Origin of the sequence: Nocardia ignorata NBRC 108230 (assembly GCF_001612905.1) — a bacterium.
In the GTDB taxonomy this organism is placed as follows: Bacteria; Actinomycetota; Actinomycetes; order Mycobacteriales; family Mycobacteriaceae; genus Nocardia; species Nocardia ignorata.
Map to the genome: position 1 here is coordinate 157,029 of NZ_BDBI01000024.1, position 15,463 is coordinate 172,491.

The 15,463-nt window shown below is 69.3% G+C and carries 17 protein-coding genes; 7 read left to right on the forward strand and 10 right to left on the reverse strand.

Translation table 11 applies throughout. From position 1 onward, the window contains the following. Window positions 1–90: 90 nt before the first annotated feature. The 3 genes from NI2_RS20065 to NI2_RS20075 form a co-directional block, all read right to left on the reverse strand. Window positions 91–1,059 (reverse strand): sigma-70 family RNA polymerase sigma factor, encoded by a 969-nt coding sequence (locus tag NI2_RS20065; RefSeq protein ID WP_067492821.1) that lies wholly within the window; start codon window positions 1,057–1,059, stop codon window positions 91–93. Window positions 1,060–1,227: 168 nt separating this feature from the next. Then, window positions 1,228–2,745: a DUF7782 domain-containing protein gene (locus tag NI2_RS20070; protein ID WP_067492823.1), complete on the reverse strand. Its 1,518-nt coding sequence runs from the start codon at window positions 2,743–2,745 to the stop codon at window positions 1,228–1,230. Between the two features lie 42 nt (window positions 2,746–2,787). Further along, the gene (locus NI2_RS20075; protein ID WP_067492825.1) at window positions 2,788–3,513 is read right to left on the reverse strand and encodes a VOC family protein; all 726 of its coding nucleotides are present in this window, start codon (window positions 3,511–3,513) and stop codon (window positions 2,788–2,790) included. A 256-nt stretch (window positions 3,514–3,769) separates the two neighbouring features. Here NI2_RS20075 and NI2_RS20080 point away from each other — a divergent pair, with 256 nt between their 5' ends. Beyond that, window positions 3,770–5,128, forward strand: coding sequence for an MFS transporter (locus NI2_RS20080; protein WP_255284030.1), 1,359 nt, complete (start codon window positions 3,770–3,772; stop codon window positions 5,126–5,128). Here NI2_RS20080 and NI2_RS20085 read toward each other — a convergent pair. Next, window positions 5,108–5,518: a DUF3099 domain-containing protein gene (locus tag NI2_RS20085; RefSeq protein WP_084476553.1), complete on the reverse strand. Its 411-nt coding sequence runs from the start codon at window positions 5,516–5,518 to the stop codon at window positions 5,108–5,110. The two genes, NI2_RS20080 and NI2_RS20085, sit on opposite strands and share 21 nt — an antisense overlap. Before the next feature lie 84 nt (window positions 5,519–5,602). Here NI2_RS20085 and NI2_RS20090 point away from each other — a divergent pair, with 84 nt between their 5' ends. Continuing rightward, a complete protein-coding gene (locus NI2_RS20090; protein WP_067493022.1) occupies window positions 5,603–5,842 on the forward strand; it encodes a DUF3039 domain-containing protein in 240 nt (79 codons plus the stop codon). Here the strand turns inward: NI2_RS20090 and NI2_RS20095 are convergent. After that, a complete protein-coding gene (locus NI2_RS20095) occupies window positions 5,812–6,951 on the reverse strand; it encodes a YihY/virulence factor BrkB family protein (protein ID WP_084476566.1) in 1,140 nt (379 codons plus the stop codon). The genes NI2_RS20090 and NI2_RS20095 overlap by 31 nt on opposite strands. Window positions 6,952–7,202: 251 nt before the next feature. Between NI2_RS20095 and NI2_RS20100 the strand changes: the two genes are divergently transcribed. After that, entirely contained in the window at window positions 7,203–8,879 is a 1,677-nt protein-coding gene (locus tag NI2_RS20100; RefSeq protein ID WP_067493026.1) for a DEAD/DEAH box helicase, read from the forward strand. A gap of 52 nt (window positions 8,880–8,931) precedes the next feature. Here the strand turns inward: NI2_RS20100 and NI2_RS20105 are convergent, their stop codons facing one another. Continuing rightward, window positions 8,932–9,537, reverse strand: a complete 606-nt coding sequence (locus NI2_RS20105; RefSeq protein ID WP_067492827.1) for a TetR/AcrR family transcriptional regulator — start codon at window positions 9,535–9,537, stop codon at window positions 8,932–8,934. 149 nt (window positions 9,538–9,686) lie between these two features. Between NI2_RS20105 and NI2_RS20110 the strand changes: the two genes are divergently transcribed. Then, window positions 9,687–10,424 (forward strand): SDR family NAD(P)-dependent oxidoreductase, encoded by a 738-nt coding sequence (locus NI2_RS20110; RefSeq protein ID WP_067492829.1) that lies wholly within the window; start codon window positions 9,687–9,689, stop codon window positions 10,422–10,424. Between the two features lie 120 nt (window positions 10,425–10,544). On the opposite strand, the gene NI2_RS20115 is transcribed toward NI2_RS20110, so the two are convergent. Together NI2_RS20115 and NI2_RS20120 are read right to left on the reverse strand one after the other, a co-directional pair. Then, window positions 10,545–11,093 carry a hypothetical protein gene (locus NI2_RS20115; RefSeq protein WP_067492831.1) on the reverse strand — a complete coding sequence of 183 codons (549 nt, stop codon included), beginning with the start codon at window positions 11,091–11,093 and terminating at the stop codon, window positions 10,545–10,547. Next, window positions 11,093–12,991 carry a DEAD/DEAH box helicase gene (locus NI2_RS20120; protein ID WP_067492833.1) on the reverse strand — a complete coding sequence of 633 codons (1,899 nt, stop codon included), beginning with the start codon at window positions 12,989–12,991 and terminating at the stop codon, window positions 11,093–11,095. Before NI2_RS20120 ends, NI2_RS20115 begins: the two co-directional genes overlap by 1 nt. A 128-nt stretch (window positions 12,992–13,119) precedes the next feature. Here NI2_RS20120 and NI2_RS20125 point away from each other — a divergent pair, with 128 nt between their 5' ends. Next, the gene (locus NI2_RS20125) at window positions 13,120–13,872 is read left to right on the forward strand and encodes a TetR/AcrR family transcriptional regulator (protein WP_067492835.1); all 753 of its coding nucleotides are present in this window, start codon (window positions 13,120–13,122) and stop codon (window positions 13,870–13,872) included. Window positions 13,873–13,969: 97 nt separating this feature from the next. On the opposite strand, the gene NI2_RS35225 is transcribed toward NI2_RS20125, so the two are convergent. Together NI2_RS35225 and NI2_RS33910 are read right to left on the reverse strand one after the other, a co-directional pair. Continuing rightward, window positions 13,970–14,164, reverse strand: coding sequence for a DUF7455 domain-containing protein (locus tag NI2_RS35225; protein WP_029903635.1), 195 nt, complete (start codon window positions 14,162–14,164; stop codon window positions 13,970–13,972). A gap of 105 nt (window positions 14,165–14,269) precedes the next feature. Next, window positions 14,270–14,443: a hypothetical protein gene (locus NI2_RS33910; protein WP_157104669.1), complete on the reverse strand. Its 174-nt coding sequence runs from the start codon at window positions 14,441–14,443 to the stop codon at window positions 14,270–14,272. A 126-nt stretch (window positions 14,444–14,569) separates the two neighbouring features. Between NI2_RS33910 and NI2_RS20135 the strand changes: the two genes are divergently transcribed. Then, on the forward strand, window positions 14,570–14,932 hold the full coding sequence (locus NI2_RS20135) for a DUF952 domain-containing protein (protein ID WP_084476554.1): 363 nt from the start codon (window positions 14,570–14,572) through the stop codon (window positions 14,930–14,932). A 45-nt stretch (window positions 14,933–14,977) separates the two neighbouring features. Beyond that, complete coding sequence (locus NI2_RS20140) at window positions 14,978–15,460, forward strand: cation:proton antiporter regulatory subunit (protein WP_067492837.1); 483 nt, start codon at window positions 14,978–14,980, stop codon at window positions 15,458–15,460. Window positions 15,461–15,463: the final 3 nt, after the last annotated feature.

The window sequence follows — 15,463 nt, forward strand, 5'->3', positions numbered from 1 at the left end:
ACGACCCCTGGGGGCCGTCAGGTCTGGGTCAGCGCACGCAGATCACCGTCGGCACGAAGGCGGCGGATCAGTACGGCGCTGACGGGGGGGTCAGCTCGCGTAGGCACGCAGGCGGTCGGCGCGCTCACCCTTGCGCAGCTTCGACATGACCTCGCGCTCGATCTGACGCACCCGCTCGCGGGACAGGCCGAACAGCTTGCCGATCTGGTCGAGGGTGCGGGGTTGCCCGTCGTCGAGGCCGAAGCGCAGGCGGATGACCTGCTGTTCGCGTTCGTCGAGGGTGGCCAGGACGCTGCGGACGTCGTGGTGGAGCAGGCCCGCGATCACGGCGCTCTCGGCCGAGGTGGCCTCGGAGTCCTCGATGAAGTCGCCGAGGGGCGCTTCCTCGTCGTTACCGACGGGCATGTCGAGGCTCACCGGGTCGCGGCTGTGGTCGAGCAGGTCGGCGATCTTCTCCACCGGGATGCCCGACTCGTTGGCCAGTTCGGCATCGGTGGCCTCGCGACCGAGCTGCTGATGCAGTTCGCGCTTGATCCTGGCGAGCTTGTTCACCTGTTCGACCAGGTGCACGGGCAGCCGGATGGTGCGGCTCTGATCGGCCATACCCCTGGTGATGGCCTGGCGGATCCACCAGGTGGCGTAGGTGGAGAACTTGAAGCCCTTGGCGTAGTCGAACTTCTCCATCGCGCGGATGAGGCCGAGGTTGCCCTCCTGGATGAGATCGAGCAACGGCATGCCGCGGCCGGTGTAGCGCTTGGCCAGCGAAACCACCAAACGCAGGTTGGCCTCGAGCAGGTGCGAGCGGGCGGCTTGCCCCTCGCGGACCAGAACGGCCAGGTCACGCTTGCGGGCCGCCGATAACCGCTTGCCGGTCTCGAGCAGGTGCTGGGCATACAGGCCCGCCTCGATACGCTTGGCCAGCTCGACCTCGTCGGCCGCCGTGAGCAGTGCCGTGCGACCGATCCCGTTCAGGTACACGCGTACCAGGTCGGCGGCGGGGCTCTGGGCGTCGATATCGGACTCGCTGGGGCGCACTCGAGTAGTGGCGGGGCTTGTCATGACTTGCCTCCTGTCGGTGGTGTCTCACTCCGATCAACGGACCCGACTTAGAGAAAGTTCCCGATCCCGTGCGTGATAAACCGCTCTGAGCTGCGGATTTATCCGCGCACGGCTGAGAAGTTCCTGAGAAGGACGCCGTCGTGGAACGCGTGCCCCGTCCGGCCCGGTCTACACCGGCCGTATCAATCCGTGGCGGACGAGACCGGCGACCACGCCGAGGGCCTGGGCCGCGAACTCGGGGGTCACCTGCTCGGCTCCGTCGGCGAGCGCGAGCAGTTCGATCAGCTCGTACAACGGCAGACCGTCGGCCCGCATTCCCGCGACGAGCGCGACGGTCGTCTCGTCGACCTCGTGCTGCCAGCGCGGACCGTCGCCGCGGTGCAACCGCGCCACCTGCTCGGCCCAGCCGTCCTCACCCGGCAGGTACACCCGTTCCAGGGCAGTGGCCGGGCTCGGCGCGAAACGTGAACGCCACGCGAGGTTTTCGTCGGCGCCCACCGCTCGCAACCAGGCCGAACGGGCGAAATAGTCGCCCACTTCGGCCCCGAGCGGGTCGTCGAAGCCGTGGGTGAGGTCCTCGGCAAGCAGTTCGGTCGGCCCGTCGATGGCCCGCAGGTAGACGAAGCCGAAGCCGATACCCGCCACGTCGGCGGCCTCGAAGGCATCGAGCCAGCGTGCCGCGCGTTCCTGCGCCTCCGGGTCGCGCGGGTCCAGGCCCGCGTCGCGCAACCAGGTGCCCACATACAGTCCGGGATCGGCGACATCGCGCTGCACCACCCACGCGTCGACGCCGTGTTCCGGCAACCACGACGACACCCGCTGCCGCCAGTCCTGCCCCTCGACATGCACCCAGGCGGCGAGCATGGCCGCGGTACCGCCGGGTGCGAGCAGCCCGGCGGCCTGCCCGATCACCAGCTCGCTCGCCCCGTCGAGCGCGAGCCCGGAGTCCCGGTAGGTGTGTTCGATGCGTGCGGGCCCCACGACGAAGGGCGGATTGGCGACGATCTGATCGAACCGCCTGCCCGCCACCGGCTCGAACCACGACCCTTCGAGCAGCTCGATCTCGAGTTCGTTGAGCGCGGCGGTGGCCTGTGCGAGCCAGAGCGCGCGCGGATTCACATCGGTTGCGGTGATCCTGTCCGAGTAGGCGGCCGCGTGCACGGCTTGCACACCGCAGCCGGTGCCCAGGTCGAGCACGGTGCCCACCGGTTCGGTCGGGGTGGCCCGCAGCAGCGAGAGCGAGGCGTGGCCGACGCCGAGAACGTGCTCCTCGGTGAGGGTTCGCCTGCGCATCGAGTCGTCGAGATCCGACAGGATCCAGCGGTTCCCGTGGCCGGCGTCGAGCGGGCGCAGGTCGAGTGCGGCGCTCACCTCGTCGCCGTCTCTGGTGAGCAGCCCGGCGGCTACGGCGTCGTCGAGGCGGACCGGCGCCAGCGCCGCGGCCACGTCGGTTTCGGGCAGTGCGTCGCCGAGCAGCAACAACCGGATCAGTGTGCCGAGCTCACCGGCGTCGCGCGCGGCACGACGCACCGGCACCGGCTCCGAACGGCCGAGTGCCGCATGCACATCCGGGCCGAGCGCGTCGACCAGCCCGTCGGCGGTGTAGTCCACCCTGGTCAGCGCCGCGCGCAGATCCGGGCACAGTGCGGTGAGCAGGGAACCGGTGGTGGTGGGTTTCGTAGGCACCCGACCACTCTGTCAGCCTCGGCGCACCGCGCCGCGGCCAGCTCAGGAAGGCTTGCGGGAGGTCACGCAGTAGGGGGTGCCGCTGGGATCGGCGAGGACGATCCAGAACTCCTCGTCCACGAGACGGGTGGCGCCGAGGGATTCGTGCCAGGTGGCGACGGCTGACATATCCGTGGCCGCGAAATCGATGTGGGCGCCGGGGTGTCGAGGCTCGTCGAGGCGTTGCAGCAGGAACTGCAGTGGTTGTGCGGGATCGCGCAGGCGTTCGAACTCGGGGCGCCGGGTCGATTCGGGGGACCACCCGGTGAGCGCCTGCCAGAACGAGGTGTCGGAGTCGAGGTCGGTCGGTGCGAGGTCGAGGCAGATCTGGTCCAGTGCCGCGACATTTCCATCGGGCGCCGTGACCCGTGCCGTCGCACCGGTAGCGGGGGGCGGGCCCGCAGGAGTGAAGCAGAAGGTCTGTCCCGCAGGTGATTCCAATACTGTGTAGTCGGGATCGACCAGGACGACCTGGGCCCCGAGCGCCGTCGCCTCCGCTACCGCGGCGGGGATGTCGTCGACATCCAGATCGAGGTGTGTCCCGCCCGCGCCGCCCACCCGCTGCATCTTCAGCCACGCGGGCCCGGTCGGCGGCAGCAGCGTGACGAACTCACCGTGCGCTCCACGCGGCGGCGACACCGTCGACCCGGTCGCCTCTGCCCAGAACCGTACGCACTCGTCGAAAGTGGCTGCGGGCCGGTCGATGAACGCCCAGGTCCAACGAATCATAGTGTCTCCCTGGTAGATCGGAGGTTCGAGACACCGCCACGAAAGCAAGGCCCGACCGTCGCGAACCCGGCAGAGGCCGTGCGGCACGGGCATCGGCGGCTCCTTTCGCACGGTATGCCGCGCAGGCCGCGCTGTCGACCGAAATGCTGGGCCCGGTGCGGGCTCCGGTCGCCGCGACCCGGCCGGTCGATCGAATTGGCCGGATATCGACGAAACGTGTCACTCCGGCCACTCGTTCGAAACGGCAACATCCTTCATGATCACCAGGGTGACCGACCTGCGCCCACTCACGCCGCCCGCCGGTGAAGTCCCGATCGAACCCGAACCAGCGGTAGTCGTTCGGCTCGTCGACGAACCCCGTCGCACCCTGCACCCCGCCTGGATCGTCGCGGGCGTCGGCTTCGTCGCGCTCCTCGGCGCGGCGGCGTTCCGGTCGGTCCCCAGCGTCCTGATCGAACCGTTGCACGACGAGTTCGGGTGGTCGCACGCGACGATCTCGGCCGCCGTCTCCCTGAACATGCTGCTCTACGGCCTGATCTCGCCGTTCGCCGCGGCGCTGATGGACCGGTTCGGTATCCGCCGGGTGGTGTGCGCGGCGCTGGTGCTGATCGCCGCGGGCGCCGGACTGACGGTGTTCATGACCCAGTCCTGGCAGCTCCTGATGACGTGGGGTCTGCTGGTCGGTATCGGCGTCGGTTCGATGTCCATGCCGTTCGTCGCCACCATCACCGGCCGCTGGTTCGTCCGCAGCCGAGGCCTGGTGACGGGCATCCTGACGGCGGCGGGTGCGACGGGGCAACTGGTGTTCCTGCCGCTGGTCTCGATGCTCGCCCACGATCACGGGTGGCGCCTGCCGTCGGTGATCGTCGCGGGCGTTGCCCTGGCGGTGGTGCCGCTGGTGTGGTTGTTCGTGCGCGACTATCCGAGCGATGCGGGCGTGCGCGCCTACGGTGCCGAACCCGGTTCGGACGTCGGGGTGCGGCAGCCGGTCGCCGGGGGAGCGGGCCGGGCGCTTCGGGTGCTCGCCACAGCCGCCCGCAGGCCCGGATTCTGGTTGCTCGCAGGCGGTTTCGCGGTGTGTGGCGCATCGACGAACGGCCTGGTCGGCACCCATTTCGTCACCGCTGCGCACGACCACGGCATGCCACCGACCACGGCGGCCGGGTTGCTGGCATTGGTCGGGGTCTTCGATGTGGTGGGCACCATCGCCTCGGGGTGGCTGTCGGACCGGGTGGACCCGCGTTATCTGCTGCTCGGCTACTACTCGCTGCGCGGACTGTCGCTGCTGATCCTGCCGTCGCTGCTCGGCCCGCACACCCAGCCGAGCATGTGGGTGTTCATCATCTTCTACGGCCTGGACTGGATCGCGACGGTCCCGCCGACGGTGCTGCTGTGCCGGGAACTGTTCGGCGCCGACGGTCCGATCGCGTTCGGCTGGGTGTTCGCCGCCCACCAGGTCGGTGCGGCGATCGCGGCCACCGGCGCGGGCTTCATCCGCGACCTCAACGGTTCCTACGACCTGGCCTGGTATCTGGCGGGCGGGTTGTGCGGCGCGGCGGCGCTGATGTCGATCCTGATCAGGCGGCCGCGGCGCTCACTCGAGGGCTTTGCGTGAGCGCACCTCGAGAGCGATCTCCTCGCGGCGCCCGTCCCAGCGGCTCGGTTCGTCCTTGGTGCGCGGCGGCCGGTCGTTGGCGACCAGCACCGCGATCCACGGCAGCGGCACCGACGCGGCGATGATGAGGATGGAGATGAGCGGGTTCTCGAACACGCTGTAGGCGATTGCCGCGAGGATCAGGCACGGGATCCGGAAACCCATGATGATCATGTAGCGGCGTACCCGGGCGCGGTGCTGCTCGTCGAGCGAGGTCGCGGCCTCGGTGATGAGCACCGGATGCTCACCGGAGTCGCGAAAGAACCCCCGCGAGGCACCTTTGCCCGGCAGGTGCACTTCGGGTTCCGGGGTCGGATCGCCGGCGCCGGGGGACTCGCCGTTGGACTGCATGCTCCCGAGTCTTCCACTTACCGTCGGCGGGCGCACACGCGGCTGGTCAGCGAGCCACCGCCCGGATGCGGCATCATGGAAGGCATGAGTACGGACACTCTGGTACGCCCGGAAACCACGACCGACGAGACGACCGGTGACGACGTCCCCAAGTTCTTCCACTACGTGAAGAAGGACCGGATCGCCGAAAGTGCCGTGATGGGCACCATGGTCGTCGCGCTGTGCGGTGAGGTGTTCCCGGTGACCCGGTCGCCCAAGCCCGGCTCACCGGTCTGCCCGGACTGCAAGAAGGTCTACGAGCGCTTGCGCAAGGGCGGCGACTGAGCCGGTTCCGCCGTCGGTGACGACGCCGGCGCCTCCGTCGAGGCGTCGGCGGTTTCGTCGTGTTCGCTGTCGGTTTCGTCGTCACCGAGCACCTGACTGGTGATCCATTCCTTCACCTGCTCGATGCGGGTGGCGCGTGCGGGCCAGAACTCCTGCACCGCCGCGTTGAACTCGGCGCCGAGGATCACCGCGAAGCCGAGGAAATAGGTGAACAGCAGGAACGCGATCGGGGTGGCCAGCGCGCCGTAACTCACCCCGGTCTCGGTGATCCAGGACAGGTAGCGGCGCAGCAGGTCGCTGGCGGCCATGAAGAACACCCCCGCGACCAGTGCCCCGGCGAACAACCGGTGCCACGGCAGCGATTTGTGCAGCGCGAGCTTGTAGAGCGTGGCGAGTCCGACGATGAGCAGCAACCCGACGATCGGGTAGTAGAACGTGTCGATCACCCGCAGCCCCGGTTCGCGCCAGGCATCGGGTAGCACCCGCCCGATGCGGGTGGGCCCGAGCGCGATCATCGGCAGCAACAACACCGCCGCCACCAGGAACTGCACATACAGCAGCAACGCGAAGATGCGTTGCCACACCGGGTGGCGGGCATCCTGCTGACCGTGCGCCTCGACGATCGCGTCGACGAAGGTCGCCATGGCCGAGGACCCGGCCCACAGCGACAGCACGAAACCGAACGACACCACCGCGCCACGGCCACGGCCGAGCACATCGTCGACGGTGGGTTCGATCAGGTCCGACACCACCGACGGGCTGAAGAAGTCCCGGCTGAACGCGATGATCTTGGCTTCCACGATCTGCACGGTGTCGGGCCCGAACAGTCCACCCACGTAGCCGAGGCTGCCGAGCAGGCCGAGCAGCAGCGGTGCCAGCGACAGCGTCTGCCAGAACGCCGCCGCCGCCGACTTGGCGAAAATCGAATTGTCCCAGCACTTGTGCGAGACCCGCACGATCAGCCGCCACGCCGTCCGCGACCAGGACAGCCACCGCGCGTGTTCGCGCGGATGTTGCCCGGCGGGCACGGGTACGGCCACCGCACCGCCGGGCCCAGGGGTGGGCGGCGGATACACGGCGTCGGTCGCGTGGGCCTCGTTGTTGCTCATGTCGTTGTCCAGCATCCCGCACCGACGTCGACCATGGGGTGCGGGACGAGCATCGTGTCGGTGGGTAACAGGTAAATGGCCGGTGACCTCGGCCGGGATGTGACGCCCGTCGCGCGCGTCGCGCCGGTGTTGGCGACACGCCGTATCGGGCGGCTAGGGTCGTCTGCGTGACTGGGTCGGGTGGCGTCGCTGCGGCGAGAGAAGCGGGTACACCGGGCGATTCGACGGCAGGTGGTGCGTCGGGCGGTTCCCTGCGCGCCTGGCAGCGCCGCGCCCTGACGAAATACCTGGCCACCAAGCCACGCGACTTCCTCGCGGTCGCCACGCCCGGCGCCGGTAAGACCACCTTCGCGCTGCGGGTTGCCGCCGAGTTGCTGGCGGATCGGACGGTGGATCAGATCACCGTCGTCGCGCCGACCGAGCACCTCAAGCACCAGTGGGCCGCCTCCGCGGCGCGCTCGGGTATCCAGCTCGACTCCCGCTTCTCCAACTCCACCGGCGGCACCTCCGGCGACTACCACGGTGTGGTCGTCACCTACGCCCAGGTCGCCGCACACCCCACCCGGCACCGGGTGCGCACCGAGAACCGCCGCACCCTGGTGATCCTCGACGAGATCCACCACGCGGGCGACGCGAAATCCTGGGGCGAGGCCACCGAGGAGGCGTTCGGTGACGCCACCCGCCGCCTGGCCCTGACCGGTACGCCGTTCCGCAGCGACGATTCCAAGATCCCGTTCGTCACCTACGAACCCGACGAGTCCGGTTTCCCGCGTTCGCGCGCCGACCACTCCTACGGGTACGCCGACGCCCTCGCCGACGGCGTCGTCCGACCCGTGGTGTTCCTCGCCTACTCCGGTGACGCGCACTGGCGCGACAGCGCGGGCGAGGAACACACCGCCCGCCTCGGCGAACCCCTCAGCGCCGAACAGACCGCCCGCGCCTGGCGCACCGCGCTCGACCCCGCGGGCGACTGGATCTCGGCGGTGCTGCGCGCGGCCGACACCCGGCTGCGGCAGTTGCGGTCCTCCGGCATCCCGGACGCCGGTGGGCTGGTCATCGCCACCGATCAGGAACGCGCCCGCGACTACGCCGAACTGCTGGAACACATCTCGGGGGAGCGGCCCGCGCTGGTGCTCTCCGACGACCCGCAGTCCTCGCAGCGCATCGGCGAGTTCGCGAGCAGCACCCAGCCGTGGATGGTCGCGGTGCGCATGGTGTCCGAAGGCGTCGACGTGCCACGCCTCGCGGTCGGCGTGTACGCCACCAGCGCGTCGACACCGCTGTACTTCGCCCAGGCCATCGGGCGTTTCGTGCGTGCCCGCAAGCCTGGGGAGACCGCGAGCGTGTTCCTGCCGTCGGTGCCGGTGCTGCTGGATCTGGCCGCGCAGCTCGAGTTGCAACGCGACCACGTGATCGGCAAACCGCACCGCGAGAAGAACGCCCTCGACGACGAACTGCTCACCGAGGCGAACAAGACCAAGGACGAGCCGGGCGAGGAGGAGAAGTCCTTCGTCGCCCTGGCCGCCGACGCCGAACTCGACCAGGTGATCTACGACGGATCCTCCTTCGGCACCGCCACCTTCGCGGGCAGCGACGAGGAAGCCGACTACCTCGGCATCCCCGGTCTGCTCGACGCCGATCAGATGCGGGCGCTGCTGCGCGACCGGCAGTCGCGTCAGCTGTCGGAACGCAGCGCCGCCGTCGCCGCCCCCCAGCCCGCCGCCGTGGCCGAACGGGTCGCGACATCGGACAAGCTGGGCGAACTGCGCCGCGAACTCAACAGCCTCGTCGCCATGCACCACCACCGCACCGGGAAACCACACGGCGTCATCCACGGCGAACTCCGCCGCGAATGCGGTGGTCCGCCAACAGCTTTGGCGACCGCCGATCAACTCACCGAACGAATTGCGGCGCTGCGCCGGCGATAGTCGTGCGGATGTGAGCGGGTAGTTGTCGCGGCTGGGTTCGCGCTCGGTTGAGCTAAGCGGTTCGAGCGGCGGCGAGAATCTCCAGCGCGGAGTCGGCGGCGGCGGTGAGTTCGGTGTGGCCCACGCCGTCTCGTGCCTGGACGGACAGCCCGTAGAGGACAGTGCTGAAGAAGGCGGCGAGCGCGGCGGTGTCGGTGCCCGGTTTCAGATCGCCCTCGATGACGCCGCGCTCCAGCCGTGCCTGGATGTCGGCCGTGGTGCGGCGGCGTGCCTCGATGAGGAACTCGCGCACCGAGGCGTTGCGGGTGGTGTACGTGGCGCCCGCGAGGACCACCATGCAGCCCTGGGGCAGGCCCGGGTCGGTGTACATGACGATGTTGTCGTGCAGCATGGCCGCGATCGCGGCATAGGCGGTGGGTTGTTCGCTCAGCGCCCGCGCCGTGCGTGATCCTTCGGCGCGGCCGTAGAGCGCCACGGCTTCCCGGAACAGGGATTCCTTGTCGCCGAAGGCCGCGTACAGGCTGGGTGAGTTGATGCCCATAGCGGTGGTGAGGTCGCTCATCGACGCGCCCTCGTAGCCGCGTTCCCAGAACACCTCCATCGCCCGCCGCAGGGCGACATCCCGGTCGAAGGCGCGGGGGCGACCACGTTCTGCCATGGGAGACCTTTCTGTGCCGATCGGTAAATATACCGCGATCGCCGTAGCCCAGAATTTCTGTATCGATTGTTAAGAAAAAGCTTGACGTGAGCCGGTCGGATACGCTTCTCTCTTTGTGTATCGACCACTACAGAATTGGAGCAGCCTTCATGTCGCACAGCACCACCGTCGCCCTGGTGACCGGCGCCAGCCGGGGGATCGGCGCCGCCATCGCCCGGAAACTGGCATCCACCGGCGCCGATGTGGCGTTCACCTACCAGCGCGACGAGGTCGCCGCGAAGTCCGTCGCCGCCGACATCGAGGCGCTCGGCAGGCGCGCGCTGCCGATCCAGGCCGACAGCGCCGATGCCGCCGCCGTGGTCGCGGCCGTCGACCGGACCGCGCACGAACTCGGCGGCCTCCACGTGCTGGTGAACAACGCGGGCATCTTCCCGGCCAAGCCCTACGAGGAATTCACCCTCGCCGAGATCGATCGGGCGCTCGACATCCACGCCAGGGCACCGTTCGTCGCGGGCCAGGCCGCGCTGGCCCACCTCGGCGAAGGTGGGCGCATCATCTCCATCGGATCGAACCTCACCGACCGCGCCCTGTTCGGCGGCCTGGCCCTCTACAACCTGAGCAAGTCGGCCCTCAACGGCTACACCAAGGCGCTGGCCAGGGAACTCGGCCCGCGCGGCATCACCGTCAACCTCGTCCAGCCCGGCCCCACCGACACGGACATGAACCCGGCGGCGGGCGAGCACGCACCCACTCAACGAGAGTTCAACGCGCTCGGCCGTTTCGGCACCCCCGACGACATCGCGGACCTGGTCGCCTTCCTCGCAGGTCCCTCAGCCCGCACCATCACCGGCGCAGTCATCACCGTCGACGGCGGCACCAACGCCTGACCCAGCCGGTTCGAAACGCCGCCGACTATCAGGCGCCCATTCGGCACACACCACGCGCAACTGCCTGACACGCGGCTGACGCCACGCGGCACGGCCGACGTGGAGTCGACTCGGGCGGGTTCAGCCGGTGACGGAGAAGAAGCGGGCAGGGTCGAGGGTGTGGATGGGGGTCCAGGGTGACTCGGCGACGGGTGCTTCCGGGTCGTGGGCGGTGTCGAAGTAGCCCTGCAATTCCAGTGCGAGACGGGGGTTTTCGTCCACCTGGCGGGCGATCGTGTAGAGCACCGCGAGCACGTGGAGGCAGCGGGGTGTGCGGGCGGAGCAGGAGCAGTCCGTGCTCACCAGGGTCGGGGCGGGGGAGTGGCCCGCGTCGAGGAGGGCTCGGTGCATGTCGTCGGTGACGACGGTGGCGTCGGGAATCACCTGCTCGATCGCGGTCACCGCCGCGCGCGAGAGCGGCGCCACCTCCACGTGCGCGATCGAGGCCTGCCCGCCCCGGTGCAGGTGCGCGCGCACCGTGCGGCCCTCGATCTCGGCGCGCACCCCGTTGTTGCGGGCGACGCTGCGGGCGCGCGGCAGCAGCGGTTCGGGGCGGGTCTGACGCAGCGGTTCGGCCAGTCGCACCCAGTCCTTACCCCACGGCGTGTACCCGAACTCGTTGTCTGCCATCAGCTCTCTCGCTTCCGTCGCAGGATGTCGACCAGGGCGTCGTCGTCGAGGCGGGCCAGTTCGGCGATGCCCGCGGCATCGGACAGGTCGGTGAGGGCCGACTTGCGGGTGTGCATGCCCGCGATGTGTTCCTCCACCGTGGTGGCGCTGGTGAGCGTGGTGACGGTGACCGTGCGCGTCTGCCCGATGCGGTGCGCCCGATCCGAAGCCTGGGCCTCCACCGCCGGATTCCACCATCGGTCGAAGTGGATCACGTCGGCGGCGCGGGTGAGGGTGAGACCGGTGCCCGCGGCACGCAGGCTCAGGATGAGAACCGGTGGGCCGTCGGGTGACTGGAACTCGCGAACGATCGCGGCACGCTGATCGGCGTCGAGTCCACCGTGGAAGAACGGCGCCCGCACCCCGAACTGTTCGGCCAGGTGGCGCACGAGCAACTCGCCGGTCTGCCGGTACTGGGTGAAGATCAGCGTGGGATCACCGGTGTCGAGATTGGTCGCCACGATGTCGGTGCACAGCTCGAGTTTGCCCGAGCGCCCGGACAATTCGCCGAGGTCGCCGGTGACCAAGCCGGGGTGGTTGCACACCTGTTTGAGGTGCGTGAGCGCCGCGAGCACCCGGCCTTGTCGTTGTAGACCCGATCCGAAACCCTCGTCCAAGGCCGCGGCGAGCACCGTGTCGTAGGCCTTCTCCTGCTCCGGGGTGAGGTCGCACAGCAGATCGCTGTGGATCTTGGCCGGCAGCGACGCCGCCACCTGAATCTTCTTGCGGCCCAGCAAGACCGGTTCCACCGCGTCACGCAACCGGGCGGCCGCATCGGCCGAACCCTCCTCGATCGGCCGCACGAATCGGCGCCGGAACTGGGTGCGGTGCGCGAACAACCGGGGCACGGTGAGGTTCAGCAGGGCGAACAGTTCGTCGAGATGGTTCTCCACCGGGGTGCCGGTGAGCGCGACCTTGGCGTCGGCGGGCACCGCACGCGCGGCCCGCGACACCTGGGTGCGCGGATTCTTCAACGCCTGCGCTTCATCGAAGACGACGGTGGCCCACTGCTTCTCGGTCAGCGCCGACCCGTGCAGACGCAGCGTCGGATACCCGGTGACCACGACGGTCCCCGGGGCTGCGGACACCGCACCGCCACGCCACGACACCACCGTCAGCCCGGGTGCGAACCGTGCGATCTCGTGCACCCAGTTCCCGACCAGCGAGGTCGGACACACCACCAGCTGCGGCCCCGCGGCCCGCCCCTGGAGGAACCCGATCGTCTGCACGGTCTTGCCGAGGCCCATCTCGTCGGCGAGCACCGCCCCGCCGTACGCGGCGACGGTCTCCCGCAACCATCCGACCCCACGCACCTGATACGGGCGAAGGGTCGCCTCGAGCGCCCCGGCGAGCTCCGCCGCCGCGGCTTCGGTCTCCCGCACCACCCGCACCGCCCGCTCGGCCGACACGACCGCCGTCCCCACAGCGTTGGGCACCGCATGCGCCGCGATCGGCAGCTCGAGCGCATCGGCGGCCGCCCCTGCATTCTCGGCCGCCCGTGCATTCGCGGTGGGCCGTGCATTCGCGGCGGGCCGCTCGCCCGTGCCGAGGCCGATCGAGGGCCGCCCATCGCCCGCGTCCGCACGAGCTTCATCGGCGGTGGGCGCCTCCCGATGCCGACGGTCGACGTCCGTGCGGGCGTCGTCGAGGAGCATGCGCCAGGCCAAGGCCGACGGGCCCAGGTCGGCGACGGACAACTCGAGCAACTCCGAACCGGTCACGACGGCAGCGGGTACCTCGACCGGCTCGAGCGCCCCGCGCTCACCGACCGGCAGCGCCAGCGTCAACGTCTCGGGGTCTCCGACGTCGCGTGGTGGGTGCCCGGCACCGAGTCCGCTCCAGGTCCACAGGGCGAACAGGTGACGATCGGGAAGGTAGGTGGCCTGGATGGCGGGCAGAACATTCTCCTCTGATCGGGCAGCGCGAACAGGCTAATAACGTACACTGTACTGAATTTGTTCCCGACCGACCGGAAAAGGTTTCGCGCATGCCGACCGACGGCAGATCCACCGACCAGGCCGCCCAGCTCGTGCAGTTGCTGTGGCGTCATGCCCTGCCTGCCAAGCCCGGCGCGCGCGGCCCCAAACCCGGCCTCACGGTCGACGCGGTCGTGGCGGCGGGCATCGCCCTGGCCGATCGCGACGGCATCGGCAAGGTGACCATCCGCGCGGTGGCCGCCGCCCTCGATGTGCGTGCCATGAGTCTCTACACCTATGTGCCGAGCAAGGAGGCGCTGCTGGTGCTGATGGTCGACGCCGTGGCCGCCGAGGACGAGCCGATCCCCGCCGAGCTGCCGCTGCGCGAGCGCATGATCGCCGTCGCGGACCGGGTCCGCACCGAGCTCCTCGCCCACCCGTGGCTGCTCGAGGTGTCGCCGTGGCGCCAGGTCCTGGGCCCGGCGAGGATGCGCCGCTACGAGAACCAGCTGCGCGCTATCGACGGCGCGGGCCTGTCGGATCTGGCGATGGACCGCGCCATCGCGGTGCTCACCGATTTCGCCACCGGCAATGCCCGCCTCGCCGTCGCGGCGGCGGGCGCGGCCGACCAGCTCAGCGATGCCGATTGGTGGCGGGTACACGGCCCGCTGCTGGCCGAAGTGATGCCCGCCGACCAGTTCCCCCTCGCCGCACGCGTGGGCGCCACGGTGGGCGAGCACTATCAGGCCCCCGCCGATCCGGACGGTGCCTACGCCTACGGTGTCGCGACCCTGGTCGACGGCATCCTCGCCGACACCGTCTGACCCCGGACACCACAACAGCGGGCGCCGGAATCCGGTCGCCCGCTGTCGGGGGTTTTCTATTGTCGGATGTTGTTGTGTTCGGACGCGAGAGGAGTGGTCAGAGAGCTGGAGCCGATTCCGTGTCGATCACGGCTTCGAGCTCGCGCAAACGGTCCATGTGTTCATTCGCGTGGTGCTGGCAGAAGAGCAACTCGCCACCCGCGGGAAGAACGGCACGCACTCGGGCAGCCGCCCCGCAACGATCGCAACGATCGACCGCGGTCAGTGGGGTGCTGGTCAGGGTTCCTGGCATGACTCCTCCGTCCCGGCTCCCGGCGCTGCGTGGCCGTTCGCCTAGGTGTGGGCCCCGTGGTCACTCCACGTGGCTCGCGTCCGCTACTTCCCAGCAGTGGTACGACTACTCTGTCAGACGTTCGGGGTTCAGGCTTTGTTCCCGGAAGTGAATCTTTGTGTTTTCGATAACACGACCTGCGGTTTCGCTGAAAGCGAACATGCGCTGGTCGTCGGTCTCGAGCACCCGCCGATCACCCGTGGCGCCGTTTCCCACCTCCTGTTCGATCCTGACACTCATCGACTGTGTCGCTCGCTGTGGTGTTGCTCGTTACGCCACGAGCTCGATCACCACCGTGCGGCCCCACCGCCCACCGTGTGACAGGGTCTTCACCGTCCGAACCTGTTGTCTACCCGGAGATTACCCGTGATATCCGACACTCACACGCTTGTTCACCTGTGTTCTTCCCAAGAGTGGCAACAATTTGCGCACGACGGGCAACGCCGCCCGCCGTCGCTGGCCGAGAGCGGCTTCGTACACCTGTCCACTCCCGAACAGGTGCGGCTGCCCGCGAATCGTCTCTTCGCCGGTCGCACGGATCTGGTGCTGCTGTGGCTGGACCCGGCCCGGCTCGCGTCGCCGCTGAAGTGGGAACCGGGCGTGCCGGGCGACCCGGAGCCGATGCTGTTCCCGCACCTGTACGGGCCGCTGCCGGTCGCCGCGGTGCTCGACGTCTCGCCCTATCGACCGGGCCCGGACGGCGTGTTCCATACCCCACGCCGACCGTGAGTGGCGTCGGACACAACCGGGCTCCGACGGGTCTATCGTGGATATGTGAATGTCGATGTCACAGCGCTACCGGGGATCGGAGTGCGCAAGGATTTCGAGGTCAGGTCGGGGCGCCGCGTCGGGGTGGTCGCCCATCGCGACGGTGACATCGATCTGATCGTGTCCAAGCCCGACGACCCCGACGCCATCGCCGCGCAGGTGCCGCTGTCGGTGGACGAGGCCTCGGTGCTGGCCAATCTGCTCGGCGCACCACAACTGGTGGCCAAGCTCAACGACGACCACCGCGACCTGCCCGGCATCACCACCCGTCAGCTCGTGCTGCTCGCCGAGTCACCGTACGCGGGACGCACACTCGGCGAGACCGGGATGCGGACCCGCACCAAGACCTCGATCGTGGCCGTGATGCGTGCCGGCCAGCTCCACCCCTCACCAGGTCCGGACTTCACCTTCACCGAGGGCGACCAGCTCGTGGTCGTCGGTACGCCGGAAGGCCTGGACGCTGCCGCGAAAATTCTCACGCACGGCTGACGG